This window comes from Leptolyngbya sp. AN10 (assembly GCF_050565645.1).
Classification (GTDB): domain Bacteria; phylum Cyanobacteriota; class Cyanobacteriia; order Leptolyngbyales; family Leptolyngbyaceae; genus Leptolyngbya.
Genome location: NZ_JBNXVP010000049.1, coordinates 1 through 22,667, shown reverse-complemented (window position 1 = coordinate 22,667; position 22,667 = coordinate 1). Strand labels below are relative to the sequence as shown.

23 protein-coding genes are annotated in these 22,667 nt (G+C 46.4%); 15 read left to right on the top strand and 8 right to left on the bottom strand.

The genetic code is table 11. The annotated features are described in order from the left end of the window. Positions 1-394 precede the first annotated feature (394 nt). The 3 genes from ACQ4M5_RS36160 (at position 395) to hpsU (ending at position 3,322) form a co-directional block, all read left to right on the top strand. Positions 395-1,672, top strand: coding sequence for a glycosyltransferase family 4 protein (locus ACQ4M5_RS36160; RefSeq protein ID WP_430680635.1), 1,278 nt, complete (start codon positions 395-397; stop codon positions 1,670-1,672). 142 nt (positions 1,673-1,814) lie between these two features. Continuing rightward, on the top strand, positions 1,815-2,738 hold the full coding sequence (locus ACQ4M5_RS36155) for a glycosyltransferase family 2 protein (RefSeq protein WP_430680634.1): 924 nt from the start codon (positions 1,815-1,817) through the stop codon (positions 2,736-2,738). Beyond that, positions 2,735-3,322: a hormogonium polysaccharide biosynthesis acetyltransferase HpsU gene (hpsU, locus tag ACQ4M5_RS36150; RefSeq protein ID WP_430680633.1), complete on the top strand. Its 588-nt coding sequence runs from the start codon at positions 2,735-2,737 to the stop codon at positions 3,320-3,322. Before ACQ4M5_RS36155 ends, hpsU begins: the two co-directional genes overlap by 4 nt. Before the next feature lie 8 nt (positions 3,323-3,330). Here hpsU and ACQ4M5_RS36145 read toward each other — a convergent pair whose 3' ends face one another. The 4 genes from ACQ4M5_RS36145 to ACQ4M5_RS36130 all read right to left on the bottom strand — a co-directional run bounded on the left by ACQ4M5_RS36145 (position 3,331) and on the right by ACQ4M5_RS36130 (position 5,938). Beyond that, entirely contained in the window at positions 3,331-3,702 is a 372-nt protein-coding gene (locus ACQ4M5_RS36145) for a hypothetical protein (RefSeq protein ID WP_430680632.1), read from the bottom strand. A 27-nt stretch (positions 3,703-3,729) separates the two neighbouring features. After that, the gene (locus ACQ4M5_RS36140) at positions 3,730-4,518 is read right to left on the bottom strand and encodes a hypothetical protein (RefSeq protein ID WP_430680631.1); all 789 of its coding nucleotides are present in this window, start codon (positions 4,516-4,518) and stop codon (positions 3,730-3,732) included. Between the two features lie 152 nt (positions 4,519-4,670). Further along, positions 4,671-5,297: a hypothetical protein gene (locus tag ACQ4M5_RS36135; RefSeq protein ID WP_430680630.1), complete on the bottom strand. Its 627-nt coding sequence runs from the start codon at positions 5,295-5,297 to the stop codon at positions 4,671-4,673. A gap of 44 nt (positions 5,298-5,341) precedes the next feature. Further along, positions 5,342-5,938, bottom strand: coding sequence for a hypothetical protein (locus ACQ4M5_RS36130; protein ID WP_430680629.1), 597 nt, complete (start codon positions 5,936-5,938; stop codon positions 5,342-5,344). Positions 5,939-6,190: 252 nt separating this feature from the next. On the opposite strand from ACQ4M5_RS36130, the gene ACQ4M5_RS36125 reads away from it, so the two are divergent. The 3 genes from ACQ4M5_RS36125 (at position 6,191) to ACQ4M5_RS36115 (ending at position 8,244) form a co-directional block, all read left to right on the top strand. After that, entirely contained in the window at positions 6,191-6,688 is a 498-nt protein-coding gene (locus ACQ4M5_RS36125) for a DinB family protein (RefSeq protein WP_430680628.1), read from the top strand. After that, positions 6,685-7,167 (top strand): Cys-tRNA(Pro) deacylase, encoded by a 483-nt coding sequence (gene ybaK / locus ACQ4M5_RS36120; protein WP_430680627.1) that lies wholly within the window; start codon positions 6,685-6,687, stop codon positions 7,165-7,167. Before ACQ4M5_RS36125 ends, ybaK begins: the two co-directional genes overlap by 4 nt. A gap of 69 nt (positions 7,168-7,236) precedes the next feature. Then, a complete protein-coding gene (locus ACQ4M5_RS36115; RefSeq protein ID WP_430680626.1) occupies positions 7,237-8,244 on the top strand; it encodes a glycosyltransferase family 2 protein in 1,008 nt (335 codons plus the stop codon). Here ACQ4M5_RS36115 and ACQ4M5_RS36110 read toward each other — a convergent pair whose 3' ends face one another. After that, a complete protein-coding gene (locus ACQ4M5_RS36110) occupies positions 8,245-9,093 on the bottom strand; it encodes a retropepsin-like aspartic protease family protein (protein WP_430680625.1) in 849 nt (282 codons plus the stop codon). It abuts the gene before it with no gap. Positions 9,094-9,215: 122 nt separating this feature from the next. Here ACQ4M5_RS36110 and carA point away from each other — a divergent pair, with 122 nt between their 5' ends. From carA to ACQ4M5_RS36085, 5 genes are all read left to right on the top strand, one after another. Continuing rightward, complete coding sequence (gene carA, locus ACQ4M5_RS36105; RefSeq protein WP_430680624.1) at positions 9,216-10,349, top strand: glutamine-hydrolyzing carbamoyl-phosphate synthase small subunit; 1,134 nt, start codon at positions 9,216-9,218, stop codon at positions 10,347-10,349. A gap of 74 nt (positions 10,350-10,423) precedes the next feature. Further along, positions 10,424-10,804: an STAS domain-containing protein gene (locus tag ACQ4M5_RS36100; protein ID WP_430680665.1), complete on the top strand. Its 381-nt coding sequence runs from the start codon at positions 10,424-10,426 to the stop codon at positions 10,802-10,804. Positions 10,805-10,975: 171 nt separating this feature from the next. Then, on the top strand, positions 10,976-11,398 hold the full coding sequence (locus ACQ4M5_RS36095; protein ID WP_430680623.1) for a Mini-ribonuclease 3: 423 nt from the start codon (positions 10,976-10,978) through the stop codon (positions 11,396-11,398). 73 nt (positions 11,399-11,471) lie between these two features. Beyond that, positions 11,472-13,049 carry a 23S rRNA (guanosine(2251)-2'-O)-methyltransferase RlmB gene (gene rlmB / locus ACQ4M5_RS36090; RefSeq protein WP_430680622.1) on the top strand — a complete coding sequence of 526 codons (1,578 nt, stop codon included), beginning with the start codon at positions 11,472-11,474 and terminating at the stop codon, positions 13,047-13,049. A gap of 158 nt (positions 13,050-13,207) precedes the next feature. Then, a complete protein-coding gene (locus ACQ4M5_RS36085; RefSeq protein ID WP_430680621.1) occupies positions 13,208-13,489 on the top strand; it encodes a DUF1816 domain-containing protein in 282 nt (93 codons plus the stop codon). Between the two features lie 197 nt (positions 13,490-13,686). Here the strand turns inward: ACQ4M5_RS36085 and ACQ4M5_RS36080 are convergent, their stop codons facing one another. After that, positions 13,687-14,511, bottom strand: a complete 825-nt coding sequence (locus ACQ4M5_RS36080; protein ID WP_430680620.1) for an alpha/beta fold hydrolase — start codon at positions 14,509-14,511, stop codon at positions 13,687-13,689. Between the two features lie 78 nt (positions 14,512-14,589). Here ACQ4M5_RS36080 and ACQ4M5_RS36075 point away from each other — a divergent pair, with 78 nt between their 5' ends. After that, on the top strand, positions 14,590-15,237 hold the full coding sequence (locus tag ACQ4M5_RS36075) for a DUF2996 domain-containing protein (RefSeq protein ID WP_430680619.1): 648 nt from the start codon (positions 14,590-14,592) through the stop codon (positions 15,235-15,237). Positions 15,238-15,376: 139 nt separating this feature from the next. After that, the gene (locus ACQ4M5_RS36070) at positions 15,377-15,961 is read left to right on the top strand and encodes a DUF99 family protein (protein WP_430680618.1); all 585 of its coding nucleotides are present in this window, start codon (positions 15,377-15,379) and stop codon (positions 15,959-15,961) included. Between the two features lie 5 nt (positions 15,962-15,966). Here the strand turns inward: ACQ4M5_RS36070 and ACQ4M5_RS36065 are convergent, their stop codons facing one another. Beyond that, positions 15,967-16,950: a glutathione S-transferase family protein gene (locus ACQ4M5_RS36065; protein WP_430680617.1), complete on the bottom strand. Its 984-nt coding sequence runs from the start codon at positions 16,948-16,950 to the stop codon at positions 15,967-15,969. A gap of 93 nt (positions 16,951-17,043) precedes the next feature. Continuing rightward, positions 17,044-18,357: a hypothetical protein gene (locus ACQ4M5_RS36060; protein ID WP_430680616.1), complete on the bottom strand. Its 1,314-nt coding sequence runs from the start codon at positions 18,355-18,357 to the stop codon at positions 17,044-17,046. 167 nt (positions 18,358-18,524) lie between these two features. Between ACQ4M5_RS36060 and ACQ4M5_RS36055 the strand changes: the two genes are divergently transcribed. Both ACQ4M5_RS36055 and ACQ4M5_RS36050 read left to right on the top strand, forming a co-directional pair. Continuing rightward, positions 18,525-19,781, top strand: a complete 1,257-nt coding sequence (locus ACQ4M5_RS36055) for an NB-ARC domain-containing protein (RefSeq protein WP_430680615.1) — start codon at positions 18,525-18,527, stop codon at positions 19,779-19,781. A gap of 51 nt (positions 19,782-19,832) precedes the next feature. Continuing rightward, on the top strand, positions 19,833-22,334 hold the full coding sequence (locus ACQ4M5_RS36050; RefSeq protein ID WP_430680614.1) for a bifunctional serine/threonine-protein kinase/ABC transporter substrate-binding protein: 2,502 nt from the start codon (positions 19,833-19,835) through the stop codon (positions 22,332-22,334). Positions 22,335-22,667 lie beyond the last annotated feature (333 nt).

Here is a 22,667-nt window from a genome sequence, read left to right as displayed (position 1 = left end):
TTTTCTCTAAATAGTTGAAATCTGTAACACCTATCACTTTCCGGAGTGGTAGGTTTTGCGTTGAAATGTAATATAGACCGCCCCCGCAAAAGGTCAGATTTCAAGTCAATTTGTCCGAATTTAAGACATCAGAGAAAAGCTGAAATGAGGGCTTTTTAGAAAGCAATGTGAAGACGATTGTTTTCTGGGCAATCTAAAATCAGCGTCCCTAAATTTATTCCGAACGTTCAGCCCAGAACTCACAGGATTGTTTGAACACGATCGCAGATTTGATCTGCATTTGTGACCCCCCTAGCACATCCAATATCGAACCAGTTCAAGTCAACTGTGGCTTCTGAACGCTTAGCGGCTGAGTTTTAATACCGCGACCATTGCCGTTTGGGTTCACAAAGCTATGCGTGTTTTGATTTATTCCTACAACTATCATCCAGAACCGATAGGCATCGCGCCTTTAATGACCGAACTTGCTGAAGGGTTAGTTCGACGGGGGCATCAAGTTAGAGTCATCACCGGAATGCCCAATTATCCGCAACGCCAGATCTATGAAGGTTATCGCGGTAAGCTCTACAGCACTGAAGAACGCAACGGTGTCATCATTCAGCGCAGTTACATGTGGGTCAAACCGAAACCTAGTTTGATCGATCGACTTCTCCTCGATAGCAGTTTTGTTTTTACCAGTTTTTTCCAAGCGCTGAAAGGTTGGCGACCGGATGTAATCCTGCTCACGGTTCCGCCCCTTCCGGTTTGTGTTCCTGCGGCACTTCTAAGCTGGTTCCACAATTGCCCGATCGTGCTAAATGTCCAGGATATTCTCCCTGAAGCAGCGGTTCATGTTGGACTGTTGAAGAATAAAACGATGATTCGGGTGTTTGAAGCCCTAGAAAAGTTTGCTTATCGAACGGCTCATACGATTAGCGTGATTGCGGATGGATTTGTCGAAAATCTTGAAAATAAAGGTGTTCCGTCAAGTAAGCTCACCTGTATTCCGAATTGGGTCGATACAGGGTTTATTCGTCCCATGTCTAAGGAAGAGAATGCGTTTCGTCGCGAAAATGGGCTAAATGGAAAATTTGTCGTTCTCTATGCAGGAAATATCGCGCTGACACAAGGGTTAGAGACGGTCATTGAAGCGGCCGCGAAACTGCAACATGTTCCAGAGATTGCTTTTGCGATCGTAGGAGAACCGAAAGCGATCGCGCAATTGAAACAGCACTGTGAACGACTCGGAGCGGATAACGTGAAACTCTTACCGTTCCAACCGCGAGAGAAATTACCGGAAATGTTGGCGGCGGCAGATGTGGGGTTGATTGTGCAAAAGCGCAATGTTGTTTCGTTCAACATGCCGTCGAAAACCCAGGTATTGCTTGCTAGTGGTCGGGCGGTGATTGCTTCGGTTCCGAGTACGGGAAGTGCAGCGAAAGCGATCGAGAAAAGTCGCGGTGGCGTTGTTGTAGAGCCGGAAAATCCAGAAGCATTGGCAAATCAGATTTTGGAACTATATGAGAATCCGGAACTTGCGACGAAGCTTGGAAAACAAGGACGGCAATATGCGATCGAGCGGTATTCATTCGAGCAAGCGCTTAATCAGTACGAAGTACTGTTCGAGAAAGTTGCCAATATTCCATCTGTGAAACCTGCTTATCGATTGAGTGTGGATAAATCGAGCAGCTAGAAAGTTTGATCCCCGTGATTTATGTCGATCGGAGTCTGAAATGGCTCCGATTTTTTTAGTTTGAATGGGAATACTGGGGCTGTCATGGCTGATTTTGGCTGTGCTGATTTTGGCTGTGTCGTGCCCTCTTTGTACTCAGATTATGACTTTCTCTAAACTCCCCATTTCGGTGCTCATTCCTGCCCGCAATGAAGAAGCCAATTTGCCCGCCTGTCTTGAAAGTGTGGCGAGAGCCGATGAAGTGTTTGTCGTGGATTCGCAGAGCAGCGATCGATCCGTTGAAATTGCAGAACGGTATGGGGCAAATGTCGTTCAGTTTCACTTCAATGGACGATTGCCGAAGAAGAAGAATTGGTCGCTGGAAAATTTGCCATTTCGGAATGAATGGGTGCTGATTGTAGATTGCGATGAGCGGATCACACCGGAGTTGTGGGAAGAGATTGAGGTAGCGATTCAGAATTCAGAGTTTGAAGGGTATTATCTCAATCGCAAAGTGTTCTTTCTGGGTCAGTGGATTCGATTTGGCGGCAAGTATCCGGACTGGAACTTGAGATTGTTTAAGCACCAGAAAGGACGCTACGAAAATCTTGGCACCGAGGGGATGCGGAACACTGGAGACAACGAAGTTCACGAACACGTTGTGATGTCGGGAAAAGTCGGCTATCTGAAAAATGATATGCTGCACATCGATTTCAAGGATTTGTATCACTGGTTAGAACGGCATAATCGCTACTCGAATTGGGAAGCACAGGTTTATTTGAATTTGCTGACTGGGAAAGGTGACGACGGCACGATCGGCGCAAATCTATTTGGAGATTCGGTGCAGCGGAAACGATTTTTGAAGCGGATTTGGGTGAGATTGCCGTTCAAACCGACATTGCGATTTCTATTAGCGTATGTGATTCGGTTAGGATTCCTGGATGGTAAAGCGGGCTATATCTATGCACGTTTGCTGAGTCAGTACGAGTTCCAAATTGGCGTGAAATTGTTTGAATTGCAGCAGTTTGGCGGCACGTTGAACACTCCGAAACCTGTTACTCAAGCGATCGTACAACCGGAATCATGACGCAAATCAGATCCTCGATCGACTTAAATGCGCCTCCGCTAGTCGATCTTCGCTCTTATGATCAGTCCTGGTACGATCGCGGTCGTCCAGGCTGGTACGTTCTACTCTGGTGGCTGGTGCAAGCGATCGTATTTCCAATCACGCCTCAGCCCCTAAATTCGATCCGATGTTCGGTTCTGCGATTGTTTGGAGCCAAGATCGGTCAAGGTGTTCTAATTCGTCCAACTGCACGATTTACTTATCCTTGGAAGGTTGAGATTGGTGATCACAGTTGGATTGGCGATAATGTTGTCTTTTATAGTCTCGATCGCATTTCTATCGGTGATCACTGTGTCATTTCTCAGAAAAGTTATCTTTGCACCGGAAGTCATGATCTAAGCGATCGAGCATTTGGACTAGAAACGAATGCGATCGAGATCGGTCACGGGGCTTGGATTGCGACTGATTGCTTTATCGCTCCAGGAGTTCAGATTGGCTCAAATGCGGTGATTGGGGCGCGGAGTACGGTTCTGAAATCGATGCCTGCACAATATGTGTGTTGGGGATCACCTTGTCGATCGCAGCATTTGAGACAAATGAGTTAAATTACCAATCACCCCTGGCTTTTCTGCCAGTCATCTAAAACCCCAATGAAGAAACTCGCCATTGGATGATTCATGAATTGTTCAAAGGCTTGCAGCCCACCCGCTTTGAGAGCGCTTAAAATTCGGTATCGTAAGTTAGGAGTTCTGTCGATCGTTTTAATGGCTTCCGTTGCGATCGTCATTCTGTCGAGTGTTGTACGGGCTGGATAGGTTTGTTCAAGGCGCTCCAACAACTGCTCAACCTCACGAATGGTTTCGATCAGATGGTCTGGTAGTGTCTGGTTCACGCCTCCAAGCTGTTGAGCATGAATTGTGCCTTTATTCACCCCAACCCCAAAATTACCGCTTTGTTGAATAATTTCGTTTTTATGACCGCTCATTGTTCAGATCCCTCGTTTTAAAGCGACTTAAATGCTCAAATTATCGATCGACCCTTGATTCACGCCTACCCCAAAGTTACCGCTTTGCTGAATTACATCTCCCTCAACTTGGAAATGATAGTGAACTGAAGTGTCTTGATTCTCCATGACCTCATGAAGTTTCGCCATAACCTCATCGACAAAAGGTTCATATCGATGACGGATTGTAAAAGATCTGGAATCATTGGTAGAAATCGAAATGCAATAGCGCACACCATCGATCATGCGATGACTAATCTTGTCGTTGAGTTTGGAAATCTCGTTTTTATGGTCGTTAATTTTATTCTGGGTTCTATAAAGGACAAGAAAACCGCCACCCATGAACATTAGAGTAAAAACATTTCCACCTAAAAGATACAGCAAGGGAATAAGAGCAACCAGCGGTGTGTATTTCCCATACTTGAGACTATCTAACGTGTGATTTGCTTTTGCTTTCCACAACGCATATATTATGCCTAAGCCAGCAACAAGCCGTACAAGAGCGACAAAATCGGAAGCATGAAAAGCGCTGGATAGTAGCACGATCGCACAGATGCCAATTACGAAAATTGCGAATCCTAGGATTGGAACCTTTGAAGCAATCTGTAGCTGTACAGACTGAATCTCCTGATTGATGGAGCGAAGAATGGAATCGTTTTGATCGGGTTGAGTAACAAATTTATTAACACTTGCAATGTTCTTAACTTGATAGACGATGTAAGGAGTATCTAGCTTGAGGGTCTTATTCGTAATGGATAAATTGGCAGCCTTAATGCTACCAACATTTCTTGGAGGCATGGTTTAAGCACCTTTTGAGCATTTGTTGAGAACGATCGATGCACCCCAGTCTCAATCAGTAAATCCCAATCAATAAAGTGAAGACGAATATTTGACAGCTCTCAGGATACTCTATCGGTTGCGATCGAGAATGCAATGAGAGCTACCACCGCCTAAAACGACTGTTGAGGCTCCCAACCCTCATTCGTGAGAACAAAAACAATCACTGCTTCCTGAGGTTCTTTGAACGCTGTTAATTCTGGGTTAGGAAACAGTTTTGCGAGTTCAGGCTGACTTAGTTTGTCCGCCCAATCTGCCGTAGGAATCGTTCGGTATTTGTATGCGACTTGTGCTGCTTTGCCCTGTGGCGTTTCTGATGGCTCTGTAAACTTGACGATCTCAGTCACTTCGCGTGTTCCATAGCAAAAACCTTCATCTGGCTTAAAGCTCTTTTTCCCTTTGTCTGCTAGATCATAGACAAGCACAGGCGCGGTTACGGGTGAGCCTAAAAAGCTTCCCCGTTCCTTCTGAACGACCTGAACTTCGAGTAACCCAACTGTCACCAAAGCATCGTACTCTGCTTTGCTTATGCTTTTGCTTGTCCTGAAAAATTCAATCTTTCCCTGTTCTTTCTCAATAGGAAATTTACCACTGGATAGCAAACAAGCAGGGTTCTTCTTGAAATACTGATTCAAGGCTACCTTGAAATTTTCCTTGTTGGCTTCCTTAGGATTTTCACAGGCGGTCAAAGAAAGCAGGGCTGCGATCGCAGCCCAAGCGAAATATTTTTTTCGGTTCATTGCTCAAAAAATTCCTTCAGCACGATCGACATCAGCAAGCAAATCTATCTCGCTCTTGTTGGCTTGGTTTGTGGTGGACAATCGTTTCTGGAACTCGCAGAATTCGTAGTTCTAGCTCCATTCACGCTCACATTCCGAAGCTGAATACTGCTATTGCCTTCCTTTGAGTTATAAGCGACTTCAAGCAACGAAAAATTGGTAACTTCTTGCGGAATTCTAAGCTCCATCGTCAGTTTTGTCGGAACTCCAGCAACAAGCGTTTCCTCAGACGTATTATACATCTGAGGTGCACCAGTTCCAACCCTGGCTAGCACGTCTGTGTATCCATTTCCTGAAGAATCGATGATGCGAGATCCGGTATAACCACCCCCAACGGATAACCAGCGATCGCCTGCACTCAAGTTCGTGACCAAGAAGTTGCAGAGCACCGACCCTCCCCGCTTCGGTCTTTGGCAACCTTGAAAGTCAAATCTAAAGCCATTTTCTTCGACGATCGAACCCGTTGATTCTGCGCCTGATTGCTGCCTCAGCCTGATCGGATTCGCATTCACAGGATATAGATTTGCAAGAGTGACTGCTGATACGATCGCGCCTGCACCAAACATCACGCTTGATAACACCAAGAGTTTAATTGACTTCATTCTTGAATGCATTTTACTCCTCCGTTCCTTTGTTCTATCTAGTTAAAGTTGCGCCCTCGAAAAGCACAGCAACGCAACCCCAAGAGAAACAACGAAGGCTTAGCGAGAAATATTCCAAAGTTTGTGTGATTTCTCGAAAGGTGCTTTAGAAACCCTTAGTATGCAACCTTGGGAACCTAGACTAAGTGCATGAAGCGATCGGCAAGAAGTTAGAATTTGGCTTGGTCAGCGTTGTTAGCACTAAGTAAACAAATGAGCAGCACAATATATTGCACCACGATGGCACAGTATAATCGCTGGATGAATCAAAAGATTTATACGATCTGTGCTGAAATTCCAAACGCGAAACGCAATGAAGATTTGGGTGCATTCTTTGAATCGATCGATGGAACGCTAAATCATATTCTGGTTGCCGATCGTATTTGGCTCGGTCGCTTTATCCAAAAGCCTTTTACCTCAAAACTGAGTGATATTCTCTATTCTGATTTTGACGAATTGCGGCAAGAGCGCGATCGTACCGATCAAGATATTCTTAACTGGACACAGCAACTTACTTCCGAGTGGCTCGAAGCTCCGTTTACTTACACCACGATTACCGCTCCAACAAAAACCGTTACGCGCCCTGCGTGGTTATTGGTGACGCATTTTTTCAATCACCAAACTCATCATCGCGGACAGCTTACAACTTTGCTAAATCAACTCGGATATGATCCAGGAGTCACTGATCTTCCGTACACGCCAACGTTATGAAAACGAATGCTGTTCGCATTTTAGATAATTTGGGAATCGCTTACGAATTGAGAGAATACGAAGTCGATCCTGACAATCTTGCAGCAGAATCCGTTGCCGAAAAGATTGGTCTTCCACCTGAACAAGTTTTCAAAACATTGGTTGCGCGTGGCGATCGCAACGGGATTTGTTTGGCAGTGATTGGCGGGAATATGCAACTCAATCTCAAAGCGTTGGCGAAAGTGTCGGGCGATCGCAAAATTGAAACCGTTCCTCTCAAAGAAGTTCAACCGCTCACTGGATACATTCGAGGTGGCGTGACAGCACTTGCTTGCAAAAAAGACTATCCAGTTTACGTTGATGAACTGATCGAACTATTTGATGTCATTTCGATTTCTGCGGGAATGCGGGGACTACAGATTCTATTGGCTCCAAGTGATTATCTTCGAGCAGTCAAAGGAACGATCGGCGCAATTGCACAAGACAAAACTGCAACATAATTTGCTCAAAAATCGTCCTGATGCCCTAAGCTAAATCTTGCCTGCGTCCCGTTTAGATTTGAACCATTCATGAATTCGCCCTTGATTCCCGACGGAGTATCGACTGCGCTTGCATCCACTCTTCAGCCCGATGTGTCGATCGTGGTTCCGATCTACAACGAAGTGGAAAGCATTCCGAGTCTGATTGATGCGATCGCGACCAGTTTGAGAAATGCCGCGCTGACCTACGAAATTATCTGTGTCGATGATGGCTCTCGTGACGGTTCAGATGCGCTGCTGAAACAACAGGCTCAAACTCGGAACGATTTGAAAGCGGTGATTTTGCGGCGAAATTATGGACAGACACCCGCAATGGCAGCCGGATTTAGTCAAGCGATCGGGAAAGTAATCATCACTTTAGATGGCGATTTGCAGAATGATCCGAGTGATATTCCCATGCTGCTAGAAAAATTAAGCGAAGGATACGATCTCGTCAGCGGTTGGCGCAAAAATCGGCAGGATGCTTCTCTGACTCGCGTTCTCCCCTCTAAGATTGCGAATTGGCTGATTGGACAGGTGACAGGTGTGCGACTACACGATTACGGTTGCTCGTTGAAGGCTTATCGATCGGAACTCGTCGCAGACATGAACTTGTACGGAGAGTTACACCGATTCTTACCCGCATTGGCGTTTATTGAAGGGGCACGAATCGCGGAAGTTCCGGTAAAGCATCATTCGCGGCAATTTGGCAAAAGCAAATATGGACTCGATCGAACATTTCGCGTCGTGATGGATTTGCTCACCGTTTCGTTTATGCGGAAATTCCTCACTCGTCCGATGCACGTTTTTGGCTTGTTTGGATTGATGTCGCTCTTATCGGGAATGTCGATCGGGATTTATTTGACGATCGTCAAATTCGGTTTTGGCGAAGAAATCGGACAGCGACCTCTGTTAATTCTTGCGGTTGTTCTTTTTCTCGCGGGTCTGAATCTCTTTAGCTTTGGATTGCTGGCTGAAATCTCGATGCGAACTTATCACGAATCTCAAGGTCGCCCAATCTACCGCGTTCGAGAGGTTTTTGGCAAGAAAGATTCGTAACTACAACACGTTACACTGGCGAAACTCAACATAATCACGATCGATAGAGATCGTACAATCGCCAAAGAAATCATGACCGAGTAAACCAACATCCAGAGGACCGATCGACACCGGAACCTCTCGAATCGTGCTGCCTGCAACCGACATCGATTGCACTACAGCAATTTGAACTGTAGTGATTCCTGCCGCAGTCATCGCCTGAGTTTCCCCAACCACTCTCACACCCAATCGCCGCGCCATTTCTTGAGTAATCATCGTTGCGGATGCGCCCGTATCGACCATCATTTCAAACCGTTGATTGCCGTTGAATACGACATCGATCACCGGAATTCGATTTTTTCGGTACTTGATTGGCACTCGGATGCCTTTTTCTTTTTGAGCCGCGATCGTACTTAATTCTTCAGCAGACATTCGACGATCGACTCGAATTCCTGGATCTTGTGCCGCGATTTTTTCTTTGCCAGTATTCGCCGCTCGATCTTCTGCTTTTGCGAGCGCTTGATTAAATTCCGATAGCTTTTGAGTTGCTAACTTGTGATTCCGATCGGATTTGGGAACTCGTTTGAGAGCCGCGATCGCATTTTTCCAGCGACTCGCGACCAATTGCCAATCCTCTGGAGATTGCGCCGATTGACTAATCGATCGGGCACTTGCCGCACGATCGAGCGCCGTTTGATAAAAATCTTCCTGAACAGGTTTTGCCGACGGTGTTGGACTGGACTGAATCGGAGCAGCGACTACTTTCGGCGCTTGAGATTGTTGTGATTGCATTCGACTACAACCAACCCCGATCGCCGCTGAAGTTGCCATTGACAAAGGCAGAATCACCCGAACACCAAATCTGAGCATAATCCGAACTACATTCCGACCTCATTAGAGTTCCCCCAAATTCTGTGCAAAACCTTAGAAACCGCTTGCAACTTGCGACGGACATGATAATAATGATGAGATCTCTGTAGTTGCCTCTGTTTATGTCCTCTGCTCAACCTGCCTTACTTGTGCTGGCTGATGGCACAACTTATTGTGGTTACTCGTTTGGTGCGACGGGAACCACGATCGGGGAAGTCGTGTTTAATACCGGAATGACGGGTTATCAAGAAGTCATGACTGATCCGAGCTATCGGGGTCAGATTGTGACATTTACTTATCCAGAACTTGGAAATACGGGCGTGAATCCGGATGATGAAGAGTCGGACGTGCCCCACGTGCGCGGCGTGATTGCTCGAAATATCTGCGATCGACCGAGTAATTGGCGATCGACCGAATCGCTCCCCGATTATCTCAAACGCCATAATCTTCTGGGAATCTACGGAATTGATACTCGTGCGCTCACTCGGAAATTAAGATCGATCGGTGCGATGAACGGCGCGATTTCCACCGAAATTCTCGATCCCGCTGAATTGCTCGAACAAGTTCAAAACGCTCCCAGCATGGCGGGATTGAATTTGGTGAAAGAAGTCAGTACAACCAAGGTTTATGAATGGTCAGAGAAAACTGAAACCATTTGGGAATTTAGCGCGACTCCGACAGATGGCGCTCAAATGACGGTTGTGGCACTGGATTTCGGCATTAAGCGCAATATTCTTCGTCGATTGGCGAGTTATGGCTGCCGTGTGATCGTCGTTCCGGTGAACACGCCACCAGAAGAAATTCTCAAACATAATCCCGATGGAATTTTCTTATCAAACGGTCCTGGCGATCCTGCTGCTGTGACTGAAGGGATTGAAACCACTAAAGCTCTTTTACAAGCTGACAAACCCGTTTTCGGCATTTGTATGGGGCATCAGATTCTCGGATTATCACTTGGAGCGGAAACGTTCAAGCTGAAATTCGGGCATCGTGGATTGAACCAGCCTTGCGGATTGACTCAGCAAATTGAGATTACCAGTCAAAATCATGGGTTCGCGATCGATGCCGATTCGCTTCCAGATGCTACCGTTGAAATTACGCACTTGAATTTGAACGATCGAACCGTTGCCGGATTGCGCCATAAAACGCTTCCCATGTTCTCGGTGCAGTATCATCCAGAAGCAAGCCCAGGACCACACGATGCCGACTATTTGTTCGAGAATTTCGTTAAATCGATGCGCGAACATAAAAAATAGCAAATATTACTGCAACGGTGTATACTGGAGCGTCGAATTAAAACTTAGTATTGTTAACGCGGTAGGAGGGGGCTATTCCTGAGCAACTAACCCTAACAGTCAGTCTTCGAGGCACACGCGAAGTTAGGGACAACACATACCAACTCTTTCGCCTCGTAGGGCAACTCGATGCCTTTTCGGAACCGACCTTTCGGAAGGTACTGACAAAATGTGTTGAAGAGGGTCCTAAAAACGTCATTTTAGATCTATCCAAGATCGATTTCGTCGATAGTTCTGGTTTGGGCGCTTTGGTGCAAGTCGCCAAAAAAGCGCAGCAAGCTGAAGGAACTCTTCAGATTGTGACGAACGCTCGTGTAACTCAGACGGTCAAGCTCGTTCGCTTAGAGCAATTCTTAGCGCTGCAACCGTCGGTGGATCAAGCGATCGAAAATGTCCAGCCTAAGAATGGAAACTAGAGTGACTCTGGGGTAGAACTGCCTGCTTCTTGGCGAGATGAGGCAGTTCTACCCATCTAAAGGTCTGATGTTATCTTGAATCAAGAAAACCGCTGTCCTGAAGGATAGTCGGTTTTTTTGTGGTCTGCTAGGATTAATAAGCTTTGAACGTTGTGCGGAGTTGGAGAAAATGTGATCTCATCGAATGAGTTAGGGATTTTGGACGTATCTACGGTTTTGCCTGTACCTTCCTCGTCTGAGATCCAGCGGCTTTCTCCGGCTGCATTCGCCTATTTAGGGGATGCAGTTTACGAACTGTATATTCGGAGGCGTTGTCTCTTGCCACCGAAGCGGTCTGAGATTTATCATCAGCAAGTTGTGTCACAAGTGAGGGCAGAAACCCAGGCATCCCATTTGCGATCGCTCATGCCCCATTTAAGCGAGTCTGAACATGAGTTTCTTAAACGTGGTCGAAATGCTGCCCTGAATCGCCCAAAACGTCTTGACCCCGAAATTTACCAAAACGCCACCAGCCTAGAAGCACTCATTGGTTATCTTTACCTGACTGACCCGAATCGTTTGTTTGAGCTGTTAGGATTTCTCAGCTTTGAATAAAAAATCAAGATAGTAAAAAAGCTGCTATCTCTCTCGCCTGTTTCTTCCGACTCCACACCAGGACTAAATTACTATGGCTAATCCGAATAACCGCAATGCCGACTCGCAAGGTCGGTCAAATCGTGACTTTGGCGGCAAAAAGCCCAACTTCAAAGGGAAGCGCCCCAGCAATCCCAAACGCCGCAATGATGATTCCCAAGGCTCTTACGAAAAACGCGATCGTAATTCCGATGGGGATCGTCGCAGTTTCGATCGTCCAGAGTCGAATGGACGCTATGAGCGCAAGGAAAGAAGCTTCGATCGTCCAGGAAATGATTCAAAGGGACGATTTGAAAAGCGCGATCGTCCGGAGTCGAATGGCGAAAGACGCAGTTTCGATCGTCCGAAAAGAGAGTTCGACGGTGACAAGCGGCACTCTGATCGTCCCAGAGGCGACTTCAATGGCGAAAAACGCAGCTTCGATCGTCCAAAAAGAGAGTTCGACGGTGACAAGCGGCACTCTGATCGTCCCAGAGGCGACTTCAATGGCGAAAAACGCAGCTTCGATCGTCCAAAAAGAGAGTTCGACGGTGACAGACGAAACTCTGATCGTCCGAGAGGCGACTTTAACGGCGAAAGACGCAGTTTCGATCGAGGTGAGAAACGCAGCTTCGACCGTCCGAGAGGCGAGTTTAATGGAGAGCGTCGGAGCTATGACCGCGACAATGGTGAGAGACGCAGCTTTGATCGTCCGAGAGGCGAATTTAACAAGTTCGATCGCTCTAGAAATGATGAAAAGCGCGATCGTCTAGCAGAACAAGAACGCGCTGATATTCCTCGGCACTTTGTTGGACAGGATGAACCGTTTGAAACTGATGATGCACCCGATTTGATTTACGGTCGTCATCCGGTGCTGAGTGCAATGCAAGGTGAGCGATCGCTGAATCGAATTTGGGTTACGGAGAAGCTACACTACGATCCCCGTTATCTTTCTTTACTCAATCAAGCAAAAGCAAACGGAACTGTGATCGATGAAGTCACTCCAAAACGATTGGATCAGATCACTCATGGAGCAAATCATCAGGGGATCGCAGCACAAATCGCAGCTTATGAGTACACTGAACTTGGTGATTTGATTGTTCGGGCAAAAGCAGCAACCGATCAGCCTGTGATTGTTGTAGCTGATAGCATTACTGATCCCCATAACTTAGGTGCAATCATTCGGACAGCAGAAGCTTTGGGAGCGCAAGGAATCGTGATCCCGCAGCGTCGTGCAGTCGGTGTGACTTCAACCGTGATGAAAGTTTCAGCAGGCGCGATCGAGAAACTTCCCGTTGCCAGAGTCGTTAATCTAGCTCGTGCTCTTGAAGACCTGAAAGCCGCTGGATTTTGGATTTATGGCACTGCTTCTGAGTCCAGTCAGCCCATTCATACGGTAAAATTTGCGAAAGCCTCAGTGTTGGTAATCGGCGCAGAAGGGGAAGGTTTAGGATTGATGACGCAGCGCGGATGTGATGTACTGGTTTCGATTCCACTACATGGCACTACGCCCAGCCTCAACGCTTCTGTGGCAGCAGGAATGACATTGTACGAAGTGTTTCGCCAACGGTGGGAAAACACGATTCATCTGGACGGATTTAAGACTACGATCGGATTGAAAAATCAGGTGTAACGGAGTATAAAGAAGCTTGAACTCCGATTTTGGAGCGTCAAGCACAACAATCTCCTCGCATTCTGTTGCAAGATTGAACCTGATGCGGCGCTGTATTTCCGCTCTGACAATGTTCGCTCCTGTTTGCAGGTAGTTCTTTTAATTGAATTAGCAAGCTTATGAATGAACTCTTGACAAGTTTCCTTAGTGCGATCGGGTTTGCATGGTGGGCAGAAATCACCACCGAGAACCCGCGCTGCGTCTACTATTTTGGTCCGTTTCTCAATGAGAAAGAAGCAAAGTCACATCAAAATGGCTATGTCGAGGATCTTGAACGGGAAGGAGCAACTAGTATTAAGGTCAGCATCAAGCGCTGTAAGCCGTCGAATCTAACGATTTACGATGAGAAGGTGGACGGGGGGTTTAACTCGATGTCCCGTGTGTTGAGTAGTCAGTACTAAGGTCAAGCTTGTAAGATTCTAGAACTCCGATTTTTTCTCGAAAGTCGGAGTTCTCTTAACAAGAGGGGATCAATTAGGAGATTTATCGAAAACAAATTACCCGCTGTCTTCGGCTTCGCTCAGTCAGCTAGAGATCGCGCCCTGAGCGAAGCCGAAGGGCAGTCTTTCAAGCGGTAAGCTCTTTCGTAGAAATCTCCTTAGTGCCAAGCTTCGGGATGTCGATCGAGCCATTCATCCACATCCGCCAAGATTTGATTCGGAATTTCCCAGGGCAGTAGATGAGCCGTTTTTGGGTAGACCTTGCATTCACAGTTCGATAAGTGTTCAGCCGTGAAGCAACTCGACGACGCATTTATATGTCGATCGTGTTCTCCTGCCAGCATCAGGACAGGACAAGTAATATTTTCAAAATTTTGTACTCGATACGCACCTTGGCTCAATGCCGCATTTAACGCTCGATTCGCAGCGGGTGAAGTCTTGAGAAACGCATACACAGCATCACTAGCGATATATTGATACGTCTCTGGCGTATGTTGCTGGATGAGATGGCGAAAGAGCGATCGCTTGCCAAATGTATTGATATTCCACTGCCATCCAGGTTTGACAATGTTGAGTAAAGCCGCGATCGCAGTGTAGACATTATCCTGAACGCTAATTCTCGGATGATCCCCCCAGGGACGTGCAGAAGTGGCAACCAGAATCAAACCGCTGACTTTTTCAGGAAATCGGGCGGCGAGTTCTAGCGCGACAATCCCACCGAGCGACCAGCCGAGGATCAAAGCGCGATCGAGTCCGAACTGATCAAACACACCCTGAAGATCATCCAAGTGATCGAGCATGACGAAATTTTCTCGTGTTTTCGATTGTCCATAGCCTCGGAGATCCGGCGCGATCGTGTGAAATCGTTTTGATAAATGCTGAGTAAAAACGCCCATACTGCGACCCGATCCCGGATGACCGTGAAGACAGACGATCGGATACCCGCTTCCATCAATCCATACCTTTAAAGAAAATCGATTCATCTCTACTCCCAAATCGCGATATCCGACACCCGCTCTTCGTTATCATTAGAAACGAGTACTCCCAAACAAACTGGTGTTATGGCAACGGAAGAAACCAAGCCGCAAGGCGAATCGGAACTCCCACCCACGGTGACTGACACTGTGCCCGATGTAATCAAAGAAAACATAAGCAGTGAGTCAGAACCTACTGCCACGACGCTCCCATCCGCAAACGCGCCTGATCCGACTGCCGTAAACGATGGAGATAATCCTAACTCAGCAAAGCCTAAAGCTGGGAAACCAGACAAGGACACGCCAACCGATGAGGCGCTCAAACCTGCGAAAGCGAAGAAAGAAAAGGCTCCAGGTCTTGAGAGCAAACCGTTTGCTGATTTTGTTCAACAGGATTATTTGCCTGCTCTGAAGCAAGGATTAGAGAAATTGGGAACGCGATCGCTAGAGTTGCATTTCGAGAAGCGCAAGATTCCGATCAAGGGATATGACCAAGCGCCGGAATGTTGGCAGGTGATTGGAAAGTGGCAACCAAGCTACAAGCAATTACGCGAGTTCAATATCTATTTCTTTGAAGAGAACATCAACGGCTTGAAAGGATTCGCTTGTGCAGAAGGAGACCGTTTGAGCACGTTGGAATCTTTTCTGATTGATGAGCGTAAAGTTTCGTTGGATCTGCTGGTCTTTGGAGCGGTTCAGCGGTTGAACGGTCAGAAGTGGCTGGCATTGAATTAGATTGAAGATTGGAAAAAGCCCTCGATCGAATATTCACGATCGAGGGGTTTTTGTCTTTAAAGTCGCCAAGTGGCTTAAACACCATTGGTATTTACACCTGCTAAAGTAAGTCCAGCTAAGCAGGCTGAAATAGATCGCAATGGAGCTAGAAGCATTACTAGAGCAGCGTCGATTGATTCGAGCGATCGGGTTTGATGATGCGCCGTTCATTCGGAAGTCGGGCAAACCTGTGTCGATCGCTGGAATTGTCTGCGCTGGAACTCGATTTGAAGGAATGTTATGGGGTCAGATCGAACCCGATGGCTGGGATGCGACAGAGACGATCGCGAACATTCTTTTGAATAGTAAATTTCTGCCTCAAGCTCATATTGTTCTCCTGGATGGAATTTCGCTCGGTGGCTTTAATGTGGTGGATTTGCCTGCTTTATCTGATGCGATCGAACGTCCTTGTGTGAGTGTGATGCGCCGCTATCCGAAATTAGAGAAAGTTGAATTTGCACTCAGACGATTACCCGAACCGGAACGTCGATTGGCGATGATTGCAAAAGCTGGAGAAATTCATCAATCGCCCCCGTTTGTGTTTCAAGTACATGGAGCGAGTCCAGAAACGACTGCACGAGTATTGGCAAGATTAACCGATCGAGGTCATGTGCCTGAAGCGTTGAGATTGGCGCATTTGATCGCGTCAGCAGTGATGAACGGGGAAAGTGGTCGTCAGGCGTAGATGCGTCAGCTTTGCTGCACGGGTACGTGTTCGCGATTGTGCGGTGCAAGTAAGTTTTGGGGATCGTTATCGATCGGGATAATTCCGCCTGGATTGAGTGGAAATAGATTGCCGTAATAGTCTCGTTTCACGGCTTGTAAATCACAAGTTTGAGCGACACCGGGAAGCTGATAGATATCTCGCACATAAGCGCCTAAATTTGCATAGTCTTGAATGCGACGACGGCTGCATTTGAAAATTCCATAGTAAGCAGCATCAAAGCGGAATAGCGTTGTGAATAGTCGAACATCGGCAAGCGTTAATGTATCACCGCAGAGGTAGCGGTTTTTTTCTAAAGTTTTGTCGATCGTATCTAACATCGAAAATAATTCATTGCAAGCAGTTTCATACGCTTCTTGTGTTTGAGCAAATCCACAGCGATAAACGCCATTATTTACTGAGTTGTAAGTTTTAAGATTCCAGCTATCAATCTCATCTTTTAACGATCCTGGATACAAATCGACCTCTGAACGTGTTGCAAATTCATTAAATTCAGCGTTCAGCATTACGATAATTTCTGAGCTTTCGTTATTCACGATCGTATTTGTCTCACAGTCCCAAAGTACTGGAACGGTCGATCGACCTTGATATCCCGGTTTTGCTAATCGATAAAGTCCTGCCAAAGTGGTGCAGCCGAATTCAGGATGATCCAAAATCCATCCGCCATTCTCAGGAGAAGGAGACACGATCGAGAAGTCGATCGCGCTCTCCAATCCTTTTAATGCTCGTGTGATCAGGGTTCGATGCGCCCAAGGACAACTCATTCCGACAAACAACTTGTATCGTCCTGAAGCCGCAGGATAAGATTCTGATCCAATGCGATCGCGAAACTGACTCTCTGGGCGAAGATAAGCCCCAGACGCATCACGCGGAGCTAGATTGGACATCATAATTTTCCACATCGTCGTCCAAACAAAGCGACCGAGTTGGATGATCAGTTTCGGGGGCATAAGATAAGACCAGCACACTATCTAAGATTATGAACAATAAACCGAAGAACGTGATTGATGTTGATGCTGGAACTTTATTGATTATTGCGATCGCTATCCTGCTTGTGCCATTGTTGCTTGCGGGATTCTTCTCTCAGTAAAGAGCTTTTCCACACAATGCTCCATTCGTAACGTGAACAAACTCCGCGATTCGGACGATCGATAAGCGATCGGAGTCTGCAAGTACTGTGCATCTAGATTGAACAATGGCTCAAGTTCTTCTTGCAAAATACGATCGAGATCAATCGAAGCAATAGGCAAAAATGGAGCCAGTCTTGGTTTTAAGCGCTCGATTAATTCGGCTTGAATCGTCGATCGTAGTTTCGCTAATTGCACCAACCGCACGACGCGATACTGTCCCGGCAAACCGAGTTGAACCGCGATCGCTCTCATGGTTTGCTGTCCGCAGTACAATCCATGCAGCGACAGTAAGAAGTCTTGAGAAGATACTTTCTGCATTCGAGCATTCAAAACATGAATGATTGCAGCATCTAGCTCCGTAATCAAAGCTTGACGATAGCGACGGAGGAATCGAGTTTCGAGCGGACAGACTTGTTTCTCGATCTCCGCTGGCTGAATCGTTACAGACTCGATCGAACAAGTCAAAGCGGCTCCACGTCTGCACCAAACCCGATACTGACGAACATAGTTTGATAACCGATTCAAGCGCGACATCAAGACATCGGGTGAATCAAAAGAATTGAGATGCTGAGCAATTTTTTGCAATTGAGCGATCGACGGCGGGATACAGCGACCAGAACGATTTGGATTATTGCGATACACCGAACGATAAGCAGACAGAAGCGCGATCGAGCGATCGATTTCTCGTGGCGACAAAAGATAAACTTCGCTCAAAATCCGGCAGAGTTGCTTCTCGGTTGTGTCATTCAACAACGCCCAATTACTCACTAAAAGGAGTCCTTGTTGAGCAAAAAATCGTGTCAAATCTGGGCGTTGTTGGACAAATCGAGCCGTCCACGTCGATAAGCTGCCTTTGTCGGGTTTGAACGTTCGGAGAATTTCAAACGACAATGTTTTTTTGAGTTCTGTGCGTCCTTGATCATCCAAAACAAACGGGAGAATATCTGTCAAATTGAACGAATAGCGATCGCCAAATCGTTCCACCAACCGCATACAAGTGGAAACAATTTGATAGGAAATATAGCAACGCAAACAGAGTAACGCGAGTTGTGCAGTTGTTTCATCGGAACTTTGGCTGAGATCAAACAGTCGAATTTGAATCGATCGAGTGTCTTGATGGTCGGCAAATTCTTGTTGAAAAAATGATTTTGCCGATAGCACAATTTTCGGCATCGCCCGACCCGAAGCACTCAAACGGAATAGAGTCCAGTAATTCGATACGCTCATTTCTTTTTCCCAATTGCAGCCTTGTTGAGCGCATCCTAATCAATCGAATTAGGGTCTTACTAGATCGGAATTTGGGTCACTTTTTAAAATCATTCAATTTCTGATATTTTGCGGGTTTCTGCAATTGGGTCACTTTTGGGTCAGTGTAGAATAGACCCAAATTGGTGATGGTCATCATGGTCGGATTGAGAGCTTCGGCAATAGGAAAACAACAAATTAAACAGGTCATTGAAGCCCGAAACTGGAATATGACCGATGAACGGGCGCTGATTGCGGCAAGTCAACGCCTTGGAGGTTCGTCTGAAGAGTATGCCAAAGGCGTGTCAGAAACCACTTGGAAGCGATTTGTTTATGCGAGTCGTCCGATTCATCGCCGCACTTTTCAGATTTATTGCGACGTGCTTGATCTCGATTGGAAAACGATCGCTGAATTTCCCGAACTCAGAATTTCTCGTGATGATTTGAGTTTGATGCCATTGATTCAAAACTTTTATGGTCGTAGTGATGAACTAAAGCAGCTAACAGATCTACTACTCAAGTATCAATTTGTGATTTTATACGGTGCAGTTGGAATCGGAAAAACGGCGATCGCTGTGAAATTAGTCGAGCAAGTGAAGCCATTATTCGATCGACGAATTTGGCTGCAATTTGATCACCGATTACCGATCGAACAATTGATGCTAAATCTGCTACATACGTTGTCTGAAACTCCCCGATCGTTGCCGAATGATTTAACCAGACTCACTCAGATTTTAAGACAGGATTTAATGAATTCGAGAATGCTGATTGTTCTTGATGAAGTCAATCCCGATCAAGGCGATCGTGTCAATTACCAACATCTAATTCGCACCTTACAAGACTTGGGACAAATTCAACACCAGAGTTGCATTCTCGTAACCACTCGCGAACGTCCACCAGACTTTACTGCACTCATGCGCGAACAGGCAATTTCACAAGTCTTGCTCGGTCTTGACTCAGAATCGGGCTGCAAAATTCTGGCGGATGGACAACTAAAGTTTAAGCCTGAAGACGGAAAGCAGTTAGTCGATCGATACAGCGGAAATCCACTTGCGCTCAAGCTCGTCTGTCCGATCGTGCGAGATCTATTTCAGGGTCAAGTGCATCAATTTCTAGAAAATCCAGGCATCTACGTTTCAGGATTGATTCAGCAAGCTTTAATGCAGCAAATCCAAACGCTTCCCGAATTCGATCGATTAATTCTGAAATTACTAGCACGATCAGAACCATTATCACAGCGAGAACTACAAGATGAATTAAAAGGACAGGGTGATTTGATCGAAGGACTCGATCGCTTAGGACGACGATCGCTGATTGAGAAAGTGATCGAAGGATATGACGTTTTATACACGCTTCAACCGATGATACTAGAAGTGGTACGAAGACATTTGAAGACGAGTTCCTAGCATGATCTCTTTATGCGACACTGAAAACTAACGCTGCCCCCGACTGAAACTATGAGTTATTGCATCAATCCCTGGTGCCCCCAGCGACAGAATCAAGCTTCGACAAATTACTGCCAAGCTTGTCAAACTCCGCTGGTCATTCACGATCGTTATCGAATTCTGCGATCGCTGTTGGGGGAACATGAGCATCCCTACACCGAAGTGTTTGAAGTTTCAGATCTCGAAGAAGGCGGCAAGCGAAAGGTTCTCAAAACTCTGAAATGTCAAACCAATCCCAAGCTTCGAGAATCATTTGGACAAGAACGCAGAATTTTATCGGAACTAAAGCATCCGAGCATTCCAAGACTTGAAGATGCTTTTTCGATCGCGATTACCAGTCCAACTCACCGAGAACTTCCTTGCTTGGTGATGCAGTGGATTGAAGGTGAAAATCTCGAAGATTGGCTCGATCGGGGTCAGCGATTGACGACTGAAACAATGGCGGTCGATTGGTTTGCTCAAATCGCCAGAGTTCTAGATTATGTCCATCAGCGGCAGTTCTTTCATCGCGATATCAAACCCTCAAATATCATTCGCCAACCAAACGGCAGGCTGGTTCTGATTGACTTTGGAACTGCCAGAGAACTCACCGAAACCGTGATTCATGGGCATCCGGTCACTCAATGGCGTTCTCTTGGCTATACGGCTCCAGAGCAGCTAATTGGTAAAGCCGTTCCGCAATCCGATGTGTATGCTTTAGGACGAACTCTATTGCATCTCCTGACTGGAACTCGCCCAGATTATCTCGATGTACCGTATTGGTACACGATGCTTGATTTCACGCCTTCGGATCGGTTTCGGAATTTGCTCGATCGCTGTTTAAACGATGATCCCCAACAACGCCCCACCACAAAGGCGATTCTTGCGGAACTTCAACCGACTCAAAACATTTCACTAACTCAAAATATCTCGCCAACCGGATCAACAACGGTTCCGCCTGTCGTTAGTCCACCCCTACAACCGAAAAAATGGAAGCTACCGAAATACGCTAAGTGGATTGCACTGGGATTGCTTGCATTGACGATCGCGATCGTACTTGGATTTTTCCGCCCTTCAATGGTTCCAGTTGGCTCACAAAATCCTGACACTGCAACCATTTCGCTAATTCCAACTAATCGACTGATTAGCTATGGACAACTCGACAAAATTGACGACGATCGCGTTTCTCAACTGCGATTAGATTTTCAAAACCGCAAAGAAGAAGGAGTCAATCAACTGAGACAAGGTAACTTTGCTGAAGCAGTGAAAATCTTTGATCAAATTCGCAATGTCTTTGGAGAGCAAAGGAACAAGCTTTCTGCTGATGAGCGAGAGCAAGCCCGCCAAGCCTTCAAAGATCCCGAAATTCTGATTTATCGCAACAATGCTGAATCCCGTAGACGCAGCATCGCAGAAAAAACACCACTGCATACGATCGCAGTTGCCACTCCGCTGAATCTAGAGGATACCGATGTCAGCCGCCAGATTCTCTTTGGGGCAGCACAAATGCAAGATCGCGCCGTAAAAGGCAAGATCAATCTAGAAATCATGATCGCCAACGATCGCGGTAATACCGAACAAGCAAAAGAGATAGCACAAGCTTTAGTCAATGGCGTTGATGGACGAAAAATTCTAGCTGTGGTCGGACATTACACCAGCGCAGTAACTTGTGCAGCACTGGGAACTTATAGCCAAGCCAATATCGTTGTAATTTCGTCAGCGAGCACTGCTACCAACATTCGAGATGATGCCAACTGCAACGATAAAAATAAAGTGTTCTTCCGCACCACTTCGACAACTGAAGATGAAGCGCGAGCCTTATTCAATGCGTTCAAACAGCAAGTTCCAAGCGGAAAACAGATCGGCATTTTTTACAGCAACGAAAAGTTTAGTCAAGATCTCGCAAAACAATTCAAAGATCTACTGCAAGCGGGCAATATCAACTTTACTGAGAAGAACCTCGCTAACAGTGATTTTGATGTTGCTCGATCGCTCTCTGAAATGAATGATGTTGATGCGATCGCGCTGTTTGCAGATGGACAAACGAATAGTTCCACCACATTCAGACGCTCGATCGAAGTCCTCAGACAAAATGCAGGCAATAAACTAATTTTGGCTTCAAACACGCTTTATAACAGCAGCATTTTAGGAGAAATGACCAAACTTGCCGATCGTGTCGGATTCGAGAAGCTAGACGGCAAGCTGATTGTTGCTGCCGATTGGTTCTTTGAACTGCAAGGAGCCAATGCGTTTCGACAAGAAGTAAAGTCCTACTGGGCAGGCGATGTCAACCATAAAGCGGCTTTGTCGTATGAAGCAGTGCAAGCATTGGTGGCAGTGTTTCAAGCCCCGAACTTTAAGCCGAATGAAATTCGCGATCGGTTAAGCGATCTCGAATTTAGTGTGAATAGCGATATTCTTCAAGGTCGCAAAATTAGCTTTGATCCGGATACGGGCGATCGAAAAGCTCCCACACGAGTTTCGCTCAAGGTGACTCGCAGGGGAGATCAATTCGTCTTTAATTCCTTGAACTAACTGAAATCTTGCCTACTCTCAGTTAGCGTATTTTCAAGCCTTTTGTTCAGTCCACCGCCTCACCCGGAGATCAATCTCCGGGCTAACAGGGGAAAGTTCTCTTCAGAGGACTGAGAGCCAGTTTACGATGGCTGAGTCCACTGAAGTGGACTCAGCCATTAGCCCCGACTTCAACGGAATCGAGCGGGAATCCCCGCTCCTTAAGGACCTACCGTGTATACACAAGTCGATTGTAAGCTGGATGCAGTGTGAGAGGAGGTCAGCCCAATGATGGACAATCCGATATTGATTCATGCTCAAGCGCTCAAGGGCGCGGCTTTTGGGGATAAGCGC